At 42.0% G+C, this 19,055-nt stretch carries 18 protein-coding genes; 4 read left to right on the top strand and 14 right to left on the bottom strand.

The annotated features are described in order from the left end of the window. Nucleotides 1-297 precede the first annotated feature (297 nt). Nucleotides 298-921 (top strand): hypothetical protein, encoded by a 624-nt coding sequence (locus ACST13_RS06310; RefSeq protein ID WP_459522371.1) that lies wholly within the window; start codon nt 298-300, stop codon nt 919-921. A 48-nt stretch (nt 922-969) separates the two neighbouring features. Here the strand turns inward: ACST13_RS06310 and accD are convergent, their stop codons facing one another. The 7 genes from accD to ACST13_RS06275 all read right to left on the bottom strand — a co-directional run bounded on the left by accD (nt 970) and on the right by ACST13_RS06275 (nt 9,141). Further along, the gene (gene accD, locus ACST13_RS06305; RefSeq protein WP_459522370.1) at nt 970-1,812 is read right to left on the bottom strand and encodes an acetyl-CoA carboxylase, carboxyltransferase subunit beta; all 843 of its coding nucleotides are present in this window, start codon (nt 1,810-1,812) and stop codon (nt 970-972) included. Nucleotides 1,813-1,867: 55 nt separating this feature from the next. After that, on the bottom strand, nt 1,868-4,471 hold the full coding sequence (locus tag ACST13_RS06300) for a T9SS type A sorting domain-containing protein (RefSeq protein ID WP_459522369.1): 2,604 nt from the start codon (nt 4,469-4,471) through the stop codon (nt 1,868-1,870). Continuing rightward, nucleotides 4,468-5,115, bottom strand: a complete 648-nt coding sequence (locus ACST13_RS06295) for an HAD family hydrolase (RefSeq protein ID WP_459522368.1) — start codon at nt 5,113-5,115, stop codon at nt 4,468-4,470. The genes ACST13_RS06300 and ACST13_RS06295 overlap by 4 nt, the downstream gene beginning before the upstream one ends. A gap of 1 nt (nt 5,116) precedes the next feature. Further along, nucleotides 5,117-5,887 (bottom strand): MBL fold metallo-hydrolase, encoded by a 771-nt coding sequence (locus tag ACST13_RS06290; protein WP_459522367.1) that lies wholly within the window; start codon nt 5,885-5,887, stop codon nt 5,117-5,119. A gap of 4 nt (nt 5,888-5,891) precedes the next feature. Beyond that, entirely contained in the window at nt 5,892-6,260 is a 369-nt protein-coding gene (locus tag ACST13_RS06285) for a response regulator (RefSeq protein ID WP_459522366.1), read from the bottom strand. 121 nt (nt 6,261-6,381) lie between these two features. Continuing rightward, on the bottom strand, nt 6,382-6,891 hold the full coding sequence (locus ACST13_RS06280) for a DUF2911 domain-containing protein (RefSeq protein ID WP_459522365.1): 510 nt from the start codon (nt 6,889-6,891) through the stop codon (nt 6,382-6,384). A gap of 21 nt (nt 6,892-6,912) precedes the next feature. After that, nucleotides 6,913-9,141 (bottom strand): DUF5916 domain-containing protein, encoded by a 2,229-nt coding sequence (locus ACST13_RS06275; RefSeq protein WP_459522364.1) that lies wholly within the window; start codon nt 9,139-9,141, stop codon nt 6,913-6,915. Nucleotides 9,142-9,259: 118 nt separating this feature from the next. Here ACST13_RS06275 and ACST13_RS06270 point away from each other — a divergent pair, with 118 nt between their 5' ends. Continuing rightward, nucleotides 9,260-9,976: a YebC/PmpR family DNA-binding transcriptional regulator gene (locus ACST13_RS06270; protein WP_459522363.1), complete on the top strand. Its 717-nt coding sequence runs from the start codon at nt 9,260-9,262 to the stop codon at nt 9,974-9,976. 5 nt (nt 9,977-9,981) lie between these two features. Here the strand turns inward: ACST13_RS06270 and ACST13_RS06265 are convergent, their stop codons facing one another. The 7 genes from ACST13_RS06265 to ACST13_RS06235 are packed head-to-tail and all read right to left on the bottom strand — an operon-like array spanning nt 9,982 to nt 17,158. Continuing rightward, nucleotides 9,982-10,728, bottom strand: coding sequence for an NUDIX hydrolase (locus ACST13_RS06265; protein ID WP_459522362.1), 747 nt, complete (start codon nt 10,726-10,728; stop codon nt 9,982-9,984). Beyond that, the gene (locus ACST13_RS06260) at nt 10,718-11,374 is read right to left on the bottom strand and encodes a GDSL-type esterase/lipase family protein (protein ID WP_459522361.1); all 657 of its coding nucleotides are present in this window, start codon (nt 11,372-11,374) and stop codon (nt 10,718-10,720) included. The genes ACST13_RS06265 and ACST13_RS06260 overlap by 11 nt, the downstream gene beginning before the upstream one ends. Then, nucleotides 11,367-12,362 (bottom strand): Gfo/Idh/MocA family protein, encoded by a 996-nt coding sequence (locus ACST13_RS06255; protein ID WP_459522360.1) that lies wholly within the window; start codon nt 12,360-12,362, stop codon nt 11,367-11,369. Before ACST13_RS06255 ends, ACST13_RS06260 begins: the two co-directional genes overlap by 8 nt. 15 nt (nt 12,363-12,377) lie before the next feature. Beyond that, nucleotides 12,378-13,454 carry an aminotransferase class V-fold PLP-dependent enzyme gene (locus tag ACST13_RS06250; RefSeq protein WP_459522359.1) on the bottom strand — a complete coding sequence of 359 codons (1,077 nt, stop codon included), beginning with the start codon at nt 13,452-13,454 and terminating at the stop codon, nt 12,378-12,380. A gap of 1 nt (nt 13,455) precedes the next feature. Continuing rightward, a complete protein-coding gene (gene serA, locus ACST13_RS06245) occupies nt 13,456-15,366 on the bottom strand; it encodes a phosphoglycerate dehydrogenase (RefSeq protein WP_459522358.1) in 1,911 nt (636 codons plus the stop codon). An 11-nt stretch (nt 15,367-15,377) separates the two neighbouring features. Next, nucleotides 15,378-16,331, bottom strand: a complete 954-nt coding sequence (locus ACST13_RS06240; protein WP_459522357.1) for a YheT family hydrolase — start codon at nt 16,329-16,331, stop codon at nt 15,378-15,380. A 2-nt stretch (nt 16,332-16,333) separates the two neighbouring features. Next, a complete protein-coding gene (locus ACST13_RS06235) occupies nt 16,334-17,158 on the bottom strand; it encodes an SDR family oxidoreductase (protein ID WP_459522356.1) in 825 nt (274 codons plus the stop codon). A 109-nt stretch (nt 17,159-17,267) separates the two neighbouring features. On the opposite strand from ACST13_RS06235, the gene hemA reads away from it, so the two are divergent. Then, nucleotides 17,268-18,542 carry a glutamyl-tRNA reductase gene (hemA, locus tag ACST13_RS06230; RefSeq protein ID WP_459522355.1) on the top strand — a complete coding sequence of 425 codons (1,275 nt, stop codon included), beginning with the start codon at nt 17,268-17,270 and terminating at the stop codon, nt 18,540-18,542. Nucleotides 18,543-18,552: 10 nt separating this feature from the next. Beyond that, the gene (locus ACST13_RS06225; RefSeq protein ID WP_459522354.1) at nt 18,553-19,005 is read left to right on the top strand and encodes a regulatory protein RecX; all 453 of its coding nucleotides are present in this window, start codon (nt 18,553-18,555) and stop codon (nt 19,003-19,005) included. Nucleotides 19,006-19,055: the final 50 nt, after the last annotated feature.

Below are 19,055 nucleotides of genomic sequence, written 5' to 3'. Positions count from 1 at the left end.
TTTCGTTGATTAAACGGAATTGCACTATAATAATACAAAATAGAACTATTCCTTTTAAATAAAATAAGCAAAAAAAGCCGGAATAAAAAAATACGCGCCGTTCCTGGCGTGCATTTTGTCACAATATTTAATTTTCAGACTCCCTAAAGAATCTTAAAAGACGTTGCTTGGACTCAATTAGACTTTTTAAACAAACTCTTCATCATGACAATAAAATCCTATTTTAATTCCCATTTTGTTTTTTTTTCTAAATCTTGTAATTTCCTTTGCTACTAAAATAATTCAAGGCAAACTACAGTGAAAAAAATACAGGATCAGCCAGAAAAAGAAAGATTGGATGAGTTTAAAAAGGACTTAAACTCAAATGAAATCAATTGGGCTGATTTTGTCATGGCAGACGATTCTGACTCTACTGAAATAAATTTGGGGGATTTTGATTTAAATAACGATGATTTAATTTCCCAGGCTTCCGCGAAAATAAAGAACGAAAAAGCCTTGCCAGGTTTGGTTTATATTAATACGGCATTAAGCGAACTAGGATACGAAACGAATAATCACAACCCTTTCTTTTTCACCTCTTTAGTAAACGTATCCGACAAAGAATTATCTGGCTTCTTGTACGTAAATAGGGATGGGCTCCATAGTAACTACCTAGAAAAAAGTGAATCGAAAATAATATTCTCTTGGGATTCAGTAAAAGATATCGAGTTAGTGGAAGAAGATGAATCTTCGATGAGAATAAATATTGTTTCCGATGAGGGTAAACTAACAATTCAGGAGCCCTATTCTAAAAACATGTTAGTCTTACTTTCCATCTATAAAAACATGTGGAAAGAAGTGGATAAAAATGAAATAGAGATTAAGGTAATCGCTTTTGAAACGCAGGAAGAATACCTCAATTGGTTGCAGGAAAAGAACTAATCGTAAAGTATTTATAACAAAAAAGCCAACTCTCCGCTGGCTTTTTCTTTATTTCAACATCCCTAATAAGGAACTCAATTTGTCTTTCAAATCTTTGCGATCGACGATGAAATCTAAGAAGCCGTGCTCTTCTACGAATTCAGAGCTTTGAAATCCTTTAGGCAAATCCTTACCTATTGTTTCTTTGATCACACGTGGGCCAGCGAAGCCGATTAATGCTCCTGGCTCAGCGATATTGAAGTCACCTAGCATCGCAAAGGAGGCCGTGACGCCACCTGTGGTCGGGTTGGTCATTAAGGAGACATAAGGAATTTTTGCTTCTGCGAGGAGGGCGATTAAGGAAGAGGTTTTGGCCATCTGCATCAATGAAAAACCAGCTTCCATCATCCGAGCACCACCGGAGCGAGAGATCATCAAGAAGGGTTTGCCTGTTTCTAAGGAATGACGCATGCCGCGCGCAATCTTCTCTCCTACCACTGAACCCATCGATCCTCCGATAAAGTTAAAGTCCATCGCCGCAATCGTGATGGGCAAACCATTGATCTCGCCGTAAGCTGTTCTAACCGCATCTTTTAAGCCTGAGCTGTATTCCGTGGCTTTGATACGATCCGTATATTTTTTCGTATCCGTAAACTCTAATGGATCGCCTGAACCCATCATCGGATCTAATTCCGTATAAAGAGAATTGTCAAATAATAATTCAAAATAGTCTTGCGAACCGATCTTCTCGTGGTAATTACAACCCGAACAAGTGTAGGCAAACAAACGGTGTTCCCGTGTATGAATCGCTTTTTTACAAGACGGACATTGGTACCACAAACCATCTGGCGCATCTAATTTAGAAGCAGTAGGTGTGACAATTCCTTTTTCTTTTCTTGAAAACCAAGACATAGGGCTAATTTTAATGAGTAAGTCTGCAAAGATAAGTAAAAAGCTTTGCTAGGCCTTAGCGAACCACAATAATTCGCTTATTATATATATTTCTATTCGTGATTACTTGTACAAAATACGTTCCTGCAGGTAGAGATGAAATATCCAATTGCTTGTCTAAATACCCCCCTTTCACCTGAATACTTTCTTGCTGAACCCATTGACCTCCAGCACCTAGAATACCCGCGCGAACTTCCTCGTCCTGTGACCCTAAAGCTAATTGAACACGAACCATGCGAGATGACGGATTAGGTGAAATCCTCAATTCTGGCAACAGCGTAAACGGTTCTAGCGCTAAAATTAAGGGAGGAGGTGGCGGAGCCACAGATCCTTGAATATTTAAATTATCAATCGCCCAGCCCCAGCCGTGTGCACCCACATCTGCGTTTAATCGGAATCGGAAGACTAACTGATCGCCGGCTTTAAATTTCCCAGAAGAAAGTATGTCAATTTCTCGTTTTTTGACCAACGTAGACGTACCCACACTTGTCGAATTACCCTTTGAATCCAAATTAGCATTGTATACACTTAACCAAATGGTGGAAAAATTCGAATCCCAGCCATCGATTAAATTATACCAATTTTTACCTAAGTCATTCGAAGCCTGAACGGTAACGTAATCATAAAAACTGCGATTAACTGAACCATCTGTATTTAAGAAAGACGCTCCGGTTTCTCCTGGCTCCACCAGCACAACCTCATCAAAATAGATTTTAGACGAGTCCGCTCGAAGTGTAATCGGTTTCAATAGAACAGCGTCATTATTCGTAAATTTATCAGATCCGCCAGCCCCATTATAGGATTCCTCGGTACCATCCGCGTAAGGATGCTCACTATGCAATCCAGTATTTGAAAAGCCGGATGGCTTCGCAAAAGTGAAGCCTTTTAAATAAAAATCACTCGTAGGAGGTGTATCAAAAGTCTGTTGGTAATTAGCCACGGCCGCCTGTAACCCTATCACAGCAAATTCGTATGTTCCTGTAGTGGGAAGGATGACGGTATTCGTAGTTTTAGCTTTATCCTTTACGATAATCCGGTATTTAATCACATCACCCGCCTTCAATAATCCAGACGCGAATTCAAAACTATTTGTAAAACTAAAGCTCAAGCCAGGCACTTTCTTAAATCCTTTTCGCAGGGCAGCCCCGCTATTAATGGAATACTCCATATAGATGGTATCAATGCCGATATTATCCGACGCTAAGAGCGTAGGTAAAGCAACCGAGGTTTGAGAGGTGAAAATATACTTCAACGGATTCGCATACAAAACAATCGGCTTCGTTGTATCTGGCGCGATATTGAACTCAAAATAGCTCCCTAGTGTAGTGCCGGAAACAATAGGTGCCTCCGCCGGTGTCACAAATTTCTTACCCGATTTTTCCTTTGCATACCAGTAATACTTGATATTTCGGGATGACGCACTCTTAGGCAAGGTATACGAATAGGTATTTCCTGCTTTTGTAAAAGCGGAAATAGGACTAAAAATTGTCGAATTGATGGCTAAATAGAGTTTTAATGACGATTCGTCCCAAAGCGTATCCGAATATACCTTCACCGAAAAGACCTTATCCGATGCCTGATCCTCGGTGTCGTCATATTCTTCGCCTATCAGGTTCGAAGAATACCAGCCGAAATCATTGAAAGCAGACGTCACAATCGGACCAATGCTTCGCGTTACCTCACCACGGGCAATTTGGGGTGTCATCAAGGCATTTGCATCACCTACCGGGTATTTCACCTGATCCACATGGTAAATACTCGACCCTGCCGAATATGCGGAGGGTGTATATAATTTCCCAGGACTTCCATTATTCTGCAAAATAGATGGAGAAGATAAGTTGATTTTTCCGGAGGTCACCTGTGTAAAAAGTGCGGCTGATGGATTCTTAAAATTATTCGTATCCGTCAAGGCAACATTCGCCTCATTGACCATATACTGATCAAATATCCCAGGATAGCCATAACCAGCTTTCCCATCCTCCACGCCCACCTGACCGATAAATCCTAAACCATGCCCAATTTCATGTAAAACAACCGAATAAAGGTCGATTTGATTAATAGTAGGCATTCCATCTATCCCAATATACCAGGCCGTAAAGTCCGAATTAAACGTCGCTACAATATCTGCATTGGTTCCATTCAAGTTTTTATGGGACATTTTCTCCGCCAATGCAACAGGATAAAACGTATTCAATCGATTTGCTCCCACAAAATTGCGCACATTTACTGTCGCTCCCGCACTACCTAACACGTTCGTCGCTAACGAAGCCCATTTAACATAGACATTAATAGGTACATCGGAAGAAAAAACAGTAGACCAGACGGCAGCTGCCTTCTCGAAAACAACCTTCACATCTGCTGGAGGTGCTGTTTCATAGGTTAAAACAATATTTGCGGATGCATTCGTTTGCGTCGACGCATCTAATTTAATCGCCGCTGCTTGCGCTAAAATGGCCCGCATATTCTCCGTATATCCTTGCGGTAAATCGCGCTTCAAACCCCTATATTCAGGAATGAATTCCTCGATTATTTTGCCTGGTACCATTTCCATGGTATAGCGGCTTTTTTGGGCAAAAGATGCCGTGCAGGTTAATAAGAATACGATAAACAGGTTTCTCATAGAGCGACTATTTTAGAAAACAAATCTACAAAATTAGGTGTAATAACCTGAGTGTGTGCTAATTCTTCCGCCGTATGCGAAGTCGTCATACCTACCACTCGAGCGCCGGCGGCAAGACCAGACGCGATTCCTTGAAGGGAATCTTCGATCACCCAGCAATCCTTAGGCGCGACGCCCACCAAAGCCGCTGCTTTCACATAAATCTCTGGATCTGGCTTACCTTTCGTCACTTCAGCTCCACCGATAATGGCATCAAACTGATCTCGAATTCCTAAACCATCCACAATAAAATCAATATTTCCGGGGCCCGCCGAGGTAGCTAAGGCTGTCTTAATTCCTCTCGAACGCAATTCTTGTAAAAATTCTAACAGCCCTTTCGCCGGCTTACGGTGCTCTTTATAAAAAGCGCGGTAAAGCAATTCTTTCTCTTCTTCTAACACTTCCACTTCCGCCCGTGACATGTCTCTTTTATAAAACCACTCAAAGGTATCCTTCGAATTCATGCCATTCAGCTCTTTATAAAATACCTCCTTAGTCAACGGAATTCCATTTCGCTCGCAAAACAGCAACCAAGCCTCCACGTGATACGGTAGATTATCTACGATCACGCCATCCATATCGAATAAAACAGCTTGTAGGGACATATTAGAAGTTTAAGACAAGCCCATCATGAGCTAATGAAACGTTAGGCGGCAATTCTTCATTAACTGCTGCATGCAGCCCCATTTGGTGGCTAATATGTGTGATATAAGCTTGCTTAGGTTGTAAGTCAGCGATCACTTCGAGTGCTTCCGCTAAAGTAAAATGAGATACATGCGTCGACTTGCGCAAGGCATTAATAACTAACACATCTAAGCCACGTAATTTATCCTGCTCTTCTGGGGCGATTGCATTCGCATCCGTCACATAGGCAAAATTTCCAAAACGAAAGCCCAGCACATCTAAATAATAATGTTTTACGAAGATCGGTTGAATAGCTATTCCTTGTACCGTAAAAGGCGTACCATCGATCTCATATACATCAATTTCGGGAGCACCTGGATATTTATTTTCCCCAAAAGCGTAAGCAAACTCCCGTTTTAACTGCTCAATGACTTGAGCGCGGGCATACAAAGGAATAGTAGATTTTTGGTGGTAATTAAATCCCCTCACATCATCCATACCGGCAGTATGGTCCTTATGTTCGTGGGTATACAGAACGGCATCCAAACGTTTAATTCCAGCCCGAAGGACCTGTTGACGAAAATCTGGACCCGTGTCTATGATAAAGCTTTTACCTCCTATTTCGACATGAATCGAAACGCGGAGTCGCTTATCTCGCTCATCTGTGGACTTGCACACCGTGCAGTCACAAGCGATCATCGGAATCCCCTGCGAAGTTCCCGTTCCTAAAAACGTTACTTTAGAAGGGGACATGCGCTTATTCTGTTAAGGCTTTCACCTGAGAAACCAAGGAATCGAAGTTCAATGGCTTAGCTAAGAAATCATTGAATCCAGCGGCTTTAAACTCATCCATGGAATAGTTACGTGCGTTTCCTGTGATCGCAATCATCGGGATAGCCGCTTTCTTCTTGTCTGCTAAAGCACGAATAGCACGGGCGCAATCCATACCGTCCATTACGGGCATATTGATATCTAATAAGATAATATCATAATCAGCCTTCGCTAATTCGTCTAAAACCTGTTGACCATTTTTCACAGCGTGGATCTGAAAATTTTGAAATTCTAAAATCTTCTTGGCTAGATTTTGGATCACTGAGCTATCTTCTGCTATCAATACTTTTTTCATATATTCTTTATTTATCGTCAATTGCGAGTAAAAATAGCCAAAGGAATGTGGATTTCAAACGAATTTTGGCAATAAAAAAAGCGACCCATAACTGAGCCGCTTTTTTATCAGGAACTTGATTTTATTTCAAGTAAAATGAAACAGACGTTTTCTCCCAATCTAAGGTCACTTGACCTGACGCAGATACGCCGATCGTGAATTGTTCCGTAGGGGCATGCTCGCTAACGCGTGCGCTCACACGCAAAACATCATTCGCCGCCTTGTAGGTATAAGCACCCCACATTTTAGCCTCTTTGTTAAAGATGATTGTCCACTCAGACGCACCAGGAATAGATAATAACGAATAAACTCCTTTCGCTAAAGTTTTTCCTTGAACAGTGATGTCATTTGAAATTTCGAAAGTAGTCGCTTCGTTCGCGCCTGTTCTCCAAACTTCCCCAAAAGGAACCAAAGCTTTCGCTTCTTTCGTTCCGAAAACCAAACGTCCTTTAGCTGACGGTTGTGCGTATTTGATCATCACTTCAGTAGATCCTACTTTTTGAATAACAATTGCAGGTGGAGATGGAATAGCTTTCTGTGCTAAAACAGAGAAAGAAACTAGGCAGGTTAATAGCAATAAGTACTTTTTCATAGAGTGTTTGTTTTATTTTGATTACAAATTAAGCCAATAATTTAATTTCAACACCACTGCACGGTTACGAATTTGCATGATTTCCGGAAAATAATTATCCGTGTACACTAAAAACAAATCAGAGGCAGGTTTATAACGCCATTGCAGACGCGCATTTAGATTAATATTTTTTGTTTGTTGATTGATTTGAAAGAAAGTGGTAAAAAATAATTTGTTCGTGAAGGTGATATCGATTTTGGGGCGAATAATCCAAAAATTAGAGCCTACCTTCTTCGCCACCATCACATCCGTTCCTGGAATCGCTACATCTACTATGTCATTATAATCCAAGGCAACCGACACACTACCATAAGGCTGAAAGCGATAGCCGATATCAGCCGTAATACCAGTACGCATTCCTTTGCCATAATAGCCGCCTAAACGAGAGGTTAATGAATACGTAAATGCCTTAATGGGTGAAGACATGTACCGTGCATTAACCGCATACCAATCATGCTCTGTTCCCTTTTTCAAGGACGTATTCCCCATCCGCGTCGCATCGAAATCATACAATAATTTTACATAATCATAGGAAAGGTAGGCTCCAAAAGTAGAACGATCTTTCATTGTACCTTCAAAAGACGTGAAGGTGGTATTGTCCGTGAACGTACCTTGGTTATTCCAATAGCTCATCGACATCACGGAGAGTGTCGTATAAAATAGATTCGTCGACTTATTCTTAGGGTAGAAATTCTTTCCTGCGTCGGTTTGAACCTGGAAATAATTCAGTCGAGGGACATAACCGGTCTCTGGATTATAATTTTCCCCTACCCAGGATTCCTTCACCGAGAAAGTCCAGTTATTGTCTTTATAGGCCAAAGAAGCCGCTTGCGCAAAACTCCGGTCTTTCTGCATTGGACTAATCGAATTAGCATAAAATAAAGACCCAGTCCAGAAATTATCCGCCGAGGCTAAGTTGTATTCAAATCCTAGATCACGATTATAGTTCTGAAATCCATTTGAACGCTGCAAATCGGTATCGATGAAGGATTGTTTATTGACCATATAGGCACCAAAGTTCGATCGGGCAAATAACTTGCGTTGCAAAGCAACCATGGAATAATTTTGGGTAGGTACCCCCTTTGCATCAATCCGCTCTGACTGTACGTTCAAAGCTCCGATTCGCCAATCCTGATTTAATTTACCGCTTAAACGAGCCCCATAAGTAATGGGCGTTTGCTCGTAAATCCCCGTCTTCGGATTTAAGGCTAAACCGATTCTTCGGGAGAAGAAAGGCCGAATGCTTTCCGTTCCAAAGCCATCAAATAAATCCGAATTCTCGATGAAAAATTGGCGTTTCTCTGGATAAAATAGTTCAAATCGATCCAAATTCGTCTGCTGCCGATCCACATCTACTTGAGAGAAATCCGGATTCAACGTCATATCTAAATTCAAACCTGAATTAATGGCCACTTTAATATCACCCCCTATTTGATTCCGCATGGAAGTAGGATCCTTCGATTCATAATTTGCCGATGCCCCTGATAATACATAAGGGATAAATGAAATATTCTTCTTAGGTGTAGGTGGTGGGGTGTCCCAAACCAATACTCCGGCATAAGCTAAGGCAGCAGTAGGAAATTGCCTTGGGACGGGAGCCCAGGCGGATTTTTCTTTGGCCTTCAGATCATAGCGAGAAAAATTAATCCCCCAGCGATTCACGTTACCCTTATAGCGGATCGATTTAAAGGGAATCGCAGCTTCGAAAATCCAAGAATCCCGTTTATAGGTCGTCGCCGATTCCCATTTATTATCCCAGTTTAGATTCACTTTTGATCCTTCGGACATTTGACCATCCCACTGTGCTCCAGCCGCATTTGCCCCAAAAGCAAAGCCCGTCGTCTTATCTTCAAACGTATCTATAAAAACTAAAAAATTATCATTCACCCCGAAGCCAAAATCCCGCTTCATCGACTCCACCACAAAAGCCCCGGGTTCTTTCAAAAAACATTCCGCTGAAATATAGATGTATTTATCATCGTAAGCCATCTTCACATCCGTCCTGAGCTGAGCACAAAGTGTATCGAAGGGATTACACATCATGAAATCGCTCACCGCGGCCGCTTGAAACCAGGCATTTTCATCTAATACACCGTCGATTTTTATAGCTCCGGTGCTTTGCTTGATGTGCATTTTATAGTTTTCATTCTTCTTTTGGGCAAAAATGGCCGTAGATAGAAGAACTAAAAAAAACAAAAGGGATATTCTCATTTCTGCAATTTAAACAAATTTCTGACCTAAGAATGCGGTACTGTGGGGGGAATTTTTTTAGCAGAGATAGCGGAATTCAATCAGCTTGTTTTATTTTTGCAATGTAAAATACAGAACTATGGGAAGAGCCTTCGAATTCAGAAAAGCGAGAAAATTCAAACGTTGGGGTCAAATGGCCAAAACCTTTACTAAAATCGGTAAAGATATTGTGATTTCCGTGAAAGCTGGCGGTGGTGATCCTGCCTCGAATTCCCGTTTACGTGCGATTATTCAAAACGCGAAGGCAGTAAATATGCCGAAGGAAAACGTAGAACGTGCCATCAAACGCGCTACTTCGAAAGACCAAGAAGATTATAAAGAAATCGTTTACGAAGGATACGCACAACACGGTATTGCCATACTTGTAGAAACAACGACCGACAATATCAACCGTACCGTAGCAAACATTCGCTCCTCCTTCACTAAATGTGGTGGAAGTTTAGGAACCACAGGAATGTTAGACTTTATTTTTGCGCGTAAATCCGTATTTAAAATAACCGCAAAACCTGAAATTGATCTAGAAGAATTAGAATTCGATTTGATTGACTTAGGCGGGGATGAAGTTTTCTTAGACGAGGAAACGAATCAAATAAACATCTACGGAGAGTTCACAGCTTTTGGAGGTATCCAAAAATTCTTAGAAGAAAAAGGATATGAATTAATGGGAGCCGATTTCGAGCGTATCCCAGACGAGACAAAAGAACTAACAGAGGAGCAAGTGGCTGATGTGGAAAAACTCATCGAACGTCTAGAAGAAGACGAAGATGTGCAAAATGTCTACCACAATATGGGATAATAAAATTACGAAGCGGAGCTCAAAAAAGCCTCCGCTTTTTTTCTGTCCAAACGGTATAAATAAGGGGCCTTGTGCGCTCCACCCGAATATTTCTTTTCGATTCGCTCTAAAATATCCAAGCTCAACATCTTACGCTGAAAATTCGTTCTAACTAATTCCTTCCCTAAAATCGTCTCATAGACTTTTTGCAATTCCGACATCGTAAATATCTCCGGCAATAAATTAAAGGCCGCTAACTTTGTATCAATCGAGCTCCTTAAATGCACTAAACCTGTTTTAATGATTTCGTTGTGATCTAAAAATAAAGCTGGGATCTGATCTACGTCCATCCAAGCGGATTCGTCAGATACCTCATTTAGAGTAACCTTCACTTTCAAATAATCTACCAAGGCATAATAACCTATCGAAATATACCGAAGCGATAACCATTTTAGATCATCATTAGAGCGCCCCATCGCTAAATTTATCTCTTGATGCTTTTCAATCGCACCTATATTTCGCTTTAAATCTCCAAACGTATGAAACTGCTGTAAATAAATATTTTCCAGCCCGGTTCTTTGCCACAAAACGCGTTTAGCTGCATCTTCCACATCCTCTTGTTTCCCAATAAAACCACCTGCCAAAGACCAGACCTCGTTATTTCTAAATTTCAACAAAAGGACCTTTAAGTGATTCTCTTGAAACCCAAAAATGACACAGTCCACCGAAATATTCGGCAGCCAATCACCTTTTAAAATGTCACTATTTGGCATGTTGATGAATGAAGTTTTGTATTTGTTTCGCAAATATCACGTAGCCCTTTTCATTCAGGTGCAAACGATCCGATACGAAAATATCTTGCATCAACGTCCCATCTGGGTTATAAAAGGGCGAATGCATATCGATGACAAAATGCCCTTTTTTCTTCGCTGCAATCGCCGTAATTCGCTGATTCAAATCTTGTTGTTTGGCTTTCAAGGCCTCACGAGCTAAACTAGGTCGAGCGGACACGAAAACTAATTTTGCCTTGGGTACTTGCTTCGCTAATCGCGCAGAAAATTCTTCGAACTGAGCCGCAATTTCTTCCGGACTCGCTCCCATGGTTAAATCATTATCTCCCTCATACATAAACACCCAGGAAGATTGGTATGTAGCGACCATGCGATCAAAATAATACAAGGCCTCTTTTAATGTACTTCCGCCAAAGCCCCGGTTAAAGGCATTCATTCCCTTGGTATCCGCATCAAACGTCTTCCATAAACGAAAGCTGGAGGAGCCGATGAATAATTTCATTCCTTTCGCAGGCATGGCAATGGAATCCTGTTTTTCGTAAACAAGGATTTCTTTTTCGAAGCGGTTCTGAGGTTTCTGTGCGAATGCGCTGAAAGACAAGAAAAGGAAAAGTAGGATCTTATTCATTGGGATATTTTAAATTGATTTGGGAACGTATTTCATCTAATAAAGCCATTAACTCTGTGCTGAATGCATGGGACATCAAGGCATTTTCTGTGCGACCTGCGCGCAAATCTTCTTGCACTGCCTCCGCCTCGTAACTATATCCCCAGCCTAGACGCTCTGTTTCGTAGAACGTTTCAGCGTCCGTTTCGTGAATCGTCACGGTGATTCCTTTCGTCTCGTGGAAACGGGAATGCATATGGATTTTTCCTTTAGTACCATGTATTTCACAAGTCGTATCCGTCTTCGTAGCAAAGGTGGAGAACAAGGTGGCTGTCGCGCCTGAACTATATTTCAAGGCAATCGAGGTATTCATATCCACACCCGTAGGCGCCATCACACCCGTAGCCTTCAATTCTAGGGGATTTCCGAGAACGAATTTGGAGATGAATAATGGATAAATTCCGATGTCTAATAAGGATCCGCCGGTCAAAGCTGGATTAAACCAGCGTGCCTCCGGAATATACTCCGCCTGAAACCCAAAGTCTGCTGTCAGATGAACGATATCACCTATCACGCCGGAAGCTAAAATTTCTTGCAGCTTCACAATAGACGGATGAAAACGCGTCCACAAAGCCTCCATCAGGAAGATCTGCTTTTCGCGCGCGGTTTTAATCATCTCCGCTACTTGCTTGGAATTAATGGCAAATGCCTTTTCACATAAGACTGGAATGCCTGCGTTCAAGCACAATAAGGTGTGTTCGTGGTGCAATCCGTGCGGGGACGCGATGTAAACGACATCGATTTCGCCACTGGATAACATCTCCTCATAAGATCCAAAGCATTTGATATTTGGCCTGTAATGGGATGCAAACTCCTGGGCACGGGAAATATCTCTAGAGGAAACTGCGGCTAGATAACCGTCTTTTACAAAGGCTAAATCGTCTGCAAATTTGCGGGCAATTCCGCCGCAGGCTAATATACCCCAACGGATGGGTCCTGTATTTTTCATAGTTCTAGGTTATTATTATAAAGCGCCTAATTCAGTTATTAAAGACTGAACTTGCTCTAAATTTACTGCTGGAAAATTCGCGATACGGATTTGGGTTTCTTTCAATTTACCATATCCGGCTCCTAAAATCATATCACTCTTTTCCTTTATTGTCGAGATCACTTTTGAGCTACCTTCTTTGCAATTTAATACGATGACAGTCGCTGAACGGTGATTTTCATTCTCCACGAATATTTCGAATTTGTCTGATTTCTTTGCGAAATCATACAAAGCTTTGGCTTTTTTATCCGTGTCTTTGCGCATATTCTCTACGCCGATTCGATTAAAGTCTTCCGCCACTTTGCCTAACACATAAATCGCCATCACATTAGGCGTTTCTGGTGTTTCGAAATTTTTATAGTTTTCCCAAAGGCTTGGTAACGAGTGGTAGGTCCCCACAATACCGTCGTGTTTCTTCATTCGCTCTGCTTTCTCCAGCATCGCCTCGTTGGCAAACCAAACACCCAATCCTGCGGGCATTCCGAAGGATTTTTGCACGCTAAAAAACGCGGAGTCCACTAAACCGAAATCCAAATTCGGATAAGGCGCAGATGAAACCATATCCACCGCCACAAACTTATCCTTATTCGCCTTCTTGATCTTGTGAATCTCAGCTGCCTTCATTTGAACGCCCGAACTCGTCTCATTTGCGGTGCAGCAGATTAGTTCCGCATATTCTGGCACGTCTACATCAGAAGCATCGAAACCCTCGCCAAAAGGCTTGTACATCGAATTCGCAAATTTGTGCAAGTCTTTAGAGAAATCGAAGAATTTCTTCGAAAAGGACCCGTTCACTAAGTGAAAGCTTTCGTGCTCTACGGTATTCATTAAAATACGCTCCCAGACCTCTGTTGCAGAACCTGTAAACAGAACGGCATGGCTTTTAGGCAAGGCAAATAATTCGCGCAATTGCTCGTCTGCGTGCTGGTAAATTTTACGGAAAGCCGCGGAACGATGGGAAATCGAACCGAGGTTTAAGCGAAAAGCCTCCATATAATGGGACTGAACCGTAGGAAATAAGGCCGCAGGGCCGGGTGTAAAAAAGGTGCTCATATTAATATAACATTCTAAACTTAATCGTGTTATCGATCAACCTCAATTCATTCACGATTTCCTCCGAGTATTCCTTCGCCACATCCGTGATCACATAACCCGTATTTTCTGTCGTCTTTAAGTATTGACCGATAATATTCACGTGGTATTTCGCGAAGATTTGGTTGATTTGGGCCAAAATCCCCGGAACATTATGGTGAATATGCAATAAACGGTGTGCATCTTCTAATGGCGGCAATTGTAATTCAGGGAAGTTAACTGACCCATAGGTGCTACCATTATTAATAAATTGCAATAATTTAGATGGCACAAATTCACCAATATTCTTCTGCGCCTCCTCCGTACTTCCACCGATATGCGGTGTTAAAATCACATTAGGCAATCCGCGTAATTCATTGATAAACTCTTCGTCATTCGTCTTAGGCTCATAAGGGAACACGTCGATCGCCGCACCCCATACTTTACCTGATTTAATCGCTTCCACTAAGGCCGGAATTTCGACCACATGTCCACGTGACAAATTCAAGAATACCACATTATCCTTCATCCAAGCGAACTGCTGTGTTCCGATGATATTCGTATTTGATTTTCGACCATCCACATGCAAACTCACAAAGTCCGCCTGAGATAATAATTCTTTCAGGCTGCTGCATTTTTTGGCATTACCTAAAGCTAATTTATCGACAGAATCATAGAAATAAACCTCCATACCCAGCGCCTCCGCAATCACGGAAATCTGTGTACCGATACTTCCATAACCCACTAAACCAATTTTCTTTCCTCTAATTTCATACGAATTAGTCGCTGATTTATCCCAAACACCCGCGTGCATTTTCGTCGATTTATCGAAGATATTACGCGTCAACATCACCATCAAACCAATCGACAATTCCACTACCGAACGCGTGTTCGAGTAAGGCGCATTAAACACCGCGATCCCGCGCTTCTCACATTCAATTAGATCTATTTGATTCGTACCAATACAGAAAGCCCCTACACACATCAGGCGTGACGCATTTGGGTGGTCTAATACTTTCTTCGTCAAAAGCGTCTTAGACCGAAGGCCTACGATCGAAACGTCCTTGATCTTCTCAATCAATTCGTCCTCATCTAAGGCGCCCTTTAATAATTCAACCTGGAAACCTTCTTTCTTAAACGCATTCACGGCACCTGGGTGCACATTTTCTAATAAAAGAACTTTGATGCGAGATTTAGGATAGGATTGTGCGCGGCTCAAACCGTTGATATATAAGAACTCATCTAAGGAGGGGACAATAAAATCAGCTTTGTCCGTCACCGCCTTGCGAGACACATTCTCTGTAAAAGCAAAGAACTTATTCGCTAAACCGGATTCACGTAATTCATAATCCGTCATGCCATCCCCTATCACGTAAACCTCCCCCTCTAATTGCAGGGATTGCAATAAACGTACTTTGCCTTTGTCCTGAGACAATAAATTATCCGTATCATAACCCGTAATAGTACCTTCCGCATCGTAGGTAAAGGTATTCGCATATACGTTTTCCGCTGGGATACCCATCTCGTTTACCACAGGCACGATGAAGTCTTTAAATCCGGATGATACGATTAAGATTTGATCCGCATATTCTTCTAAAAAATCCTGATTGCGCTTGAAAGACTCCGAGATTTTTCCCTTCAAAAAGACGATTAATTGATCTACGTGCGAACGATTTGCGGGCAATAAAGCCACGCGATCGCGCAACGAATCTGCGAAAGAATAGGCCCCTGCCATTCCTTGGTTAGTAATATCTATAATCTTTCCCACGATCTCCGCTTGCTTCGGATTTCCCTGAAGTGCGATTCTCGCTAATTCATCTAGCCCTTCCACTTTCGTGAACGTGCTATCGAAATCAATCACAATTTTTAAAGGTTCTGCTTGAGCTGTAGGCATAGTATTATTTTCTAAACGCTTTTATTAAACCAAACCGCGGCCCGATTCTCCGACCAAGTATAACCTTGGTAATTCTTCGGATAAAATCCACAATGCCCTCCTTTTTCCTGTGCGTCTAATTGGACAAAATCCAAGGTCTTCACATAGTCTTCGGGAATACATTCCGCCGATAAAAAAGGGTCATTTTTTGAATTCACGATTAAAGTGGGTACGTTAATCTGATCCAAAAAATACAGGGAACTACTCTTTTCATAATAGTCTTCCCCATCTTTAAACCCGTGTAAAGGCCCTGTGATCACATCGTCAAAATCCACTAAACTCTTCACCGAATCAATCATCTCCGCGGTAATATCCTGAGGATAGCGCGCGGACTTTTCCTTGACTTTGGTCATGAGAGTTTGTAGAAATCGATGAGTGTAGAGTCTGTTTTCCCGCTTAGCTAACTTCTTGCTACTCGATGAAAGGTGTAAAGGTACGGAAAATGCAATAGCTTTTCGAATCATTGGGGGTGGATTTTTACCCTGTTCCCCTAACCATTTTAAGGTCAAGTTTCCTCCTAAACTAAAGCCTGCCAGGTAAATTTCTTTCGCACCCCGTTCGATCGCTAGGTGAATGATGAAGTCCAAATCATCCGTAGCCCCGCTGTGGTAAAAACGTAAATTTCGATTCGGCTCCCCTGAACAACTACGGTAATTCCAAGCCAGCGCATTCATCCCCTTCATCTTGTTAATCAAACCGGTGACATATTGTCGATCACTCGCCCCCTCTAAACCATGGGATAAAATCAATAAGGGGTGCTCGGCTAAGTCACCCCCATACCAGTCAATATCTAAAAAATCCTGATCGGGTGTGCTTACTCGTTCCCTTCGAGGTTTTTCAGCAAGCACCACTTTCCTGAAAACAGCGGGATAAATACTTTGTGTATGTCCATCTGGAAGCCAAAGGGGTGGTGTGTAATTTTCCAATTTTAAATAAAAAAGTCAGGGAGCAATTGATTTTCTGGCGTATTCGGATTCACGCGGTATTCAGCGAAATCGGTTACACCCTCAGCCCTTAATACGTCTTCGTCAATGTAGAAGTTACCACTGACCGTCTTTGCATCTTTCTGCAAGATAGCCGAAGCTGCATCTGCCATGATACTCCCTTTGCGACCTAATTGCATCATCGCCGCATTTCCTATCGCAAATTCAATCGCGGCAGTGGATATGATTGTTTTAGGCCAAAGCGAATTAAAAGCCACCTTCCCCTTAAACTCCGCCGCCATTCCGAGCGTGCAAAGAGACATCCCAAATTTCGCAATCGAATAGGCTACGTGATTCTCAAACCAGCGCGCCTCTACATTCAAGGGAGGAGAAAGCGTTAAAACGTGTGGGTTTTCTGATTTCAATAAATAGGGCAAACATGCCTGAGCGCATACATAGGTCCCACGCGTATTCACCTGATTCATCAAGTCGTATTTCTTCATCTCCGTACTCAAAGTACCCGTGAGCTGAATCGCTGACGCATTATTAATTAAAATATCGATACCCCCGAAGGTTTCTACGGCTTTTTTAACCGCTGCTAAAACCTGATTTTCGTCACGAATGTCGACCATACAGGCCAAAGCCTTACCTCCAGCCGCCTCAATTTCAGCCGCTGCCGTGTGAATCGTACCCGGTAATTTAGGGTGTGGCTCGGAAGTTTTTGCCGCAATAACAATGTTTGCGCCCTCTGAAGCTAATTTTTTAGCAATATCTAATCCGATTCCACGGGATCCTCCCGTGATAAAAACAGTCTTATTTTTGAAGTGCATTTTATTTGTATTTATTCTTCATCTAAATTACGATTTTCTTTCAAAGACAGATACATTTTAAACTTTTGCATTGTACTTTTGTGAATTAATAATCTCGCTTAAGACAGAAATGATTTTACCTTTTAAATCCGTCAGCCTTTCACACCGTACAGCGCCACTCGCCATTCGCGAGATGCTTGCATTGAACGAAGAAGAGAGCAAAGGATTTTATGTGAAGTGTAAAGATCTTTTTGGCCTAAATGAATTATTAATCGTTTCTACCTGCAACCGCACGGAGTTCTATTATACGTCTGATCGCGACATCTCGACAGATTTAATCAAAGCCTTCTTAATCGAAAAAGGACTAACGAACACGGCTGAATACTTGGGCTATTTTAAGCAAATGGACGAAACAGAGGATTCTCTGCGCCATTTATTCGAAGTTGCCACTGGTTTACAATCCAAGGTAGTGGGGGATTTACAGATCCCTAATCAGATCAAGAAAGCCTACCAGCAAGCGGCAGATTCAAATATGGCCGGTCCGTATTTACACCGTTTGATGCATACCATCTTCTATTCCAATAAGCGCGTAGCGCAAGAAACCTCGTTCCGCGATGGAGCGGCGTCCGTTTCTTATGCAACCGTTGCCTTAGCTGAAGAACTTTCTCAAGCCCTTCCTAACCCAAAAGTCTTAATCCTTGGATTAGGCGAAATCGGTCTGGATGTGTGCAAGAATATGGAAGAAAAGGATTTTGCGGAGTTCACCATTATGAACCGCACGATCGAGAAAGCAGAAAAGATTGCCGCTGGAAAAGAACTGTTTAGAGTCGCTCCGCTTTCTGACCTATGGAAAGAAATCGCCGCGGCTGATATCATTATCTCCTCTGTTCGCACGGATAGCCCGATCATTACCCAGGCGGAAATCAAGAAATTGCAATTATTATCCTTTAAATATTTCATCGATCTTTCTGTGCCCCGTAGCATCGAAGAAGGAATCGAGAAGATTAATGGGGTTCTTTTATACAACATCGATACCTTGAAGGAGCGTGCGAATGAGGCTTTGGCCACTCGTTTAGCGTCTATCCCAGAGGTGAAAACGATCATAGAAGAGAGCATTGTGAGCTTTAACGATTGGTCGAAAGAGATGGAGGTTTCGCCTACCATTAATAAATTGAAGAATGCGCTGGAACAAATCCGCAAGGAGGAGTTGAACCGCCACATGAAGGGTTTGACGAAGGAAGAGACCGAAAAGCTGGAGAAAATTACGGTTGGTTTAGTCCAAAAAATCATCAAACAACCCATCATACACCTAAAAGCCGCTTGTAAACGTGGCGATTCTGACAAAATGGTGGATGTCTTGAACGATCTGTTCAATCTAGAGAGTTTCGAAGAAATCGAATCTTAAATCTTTCCTTATGAATAGCGAGATTCTCCAAAAGCTGGCCCGCTATTGCGCCTACCAGGAACGATGCGTCCAAGAACTGGAGCAGAAGATGAAGACTTTTGAGGTTCCTAGCTCTGATTATCCTTTTTATTTAGCATGGCTTCGAGAAAATAACTACCTGAATGAAGCGCGTTTTGTCGAGATCTTCGTCCGCTCTAAATTCAATCAGAAGAGCTGGGGTCGTACGAAAATTAATTTCGAATTACGCAAGCGAGGTATTTCGGCATCTTTATTAGCTGGCGCCTGGGATGGAATCAACGATCAAGATTATATCGAGAAAGCGCGCGCACTTTTGCAGAAGAAAAAAGACGAGATAAAATCAGGGACCTCGCCGCAGCGCTACCAAAAATGCTATAATTATGGTTTGTCTAAAGGCTACGAATCTTCGCTGGTTCGCGAGCTTTTGAAGCCCTTATTTGCATAAAAGCAAAATTTCCCTACCTTTGGCATATGAAATTACAAGCAAACAGCTAT

The sequence above is a fragment of the Aquirufa sp. A-Brett2-W8 genome, from assembly GCF_054558755.1.
This window is presented reverse-complemented; position numbering and strand designations above follow the sequence as displayed.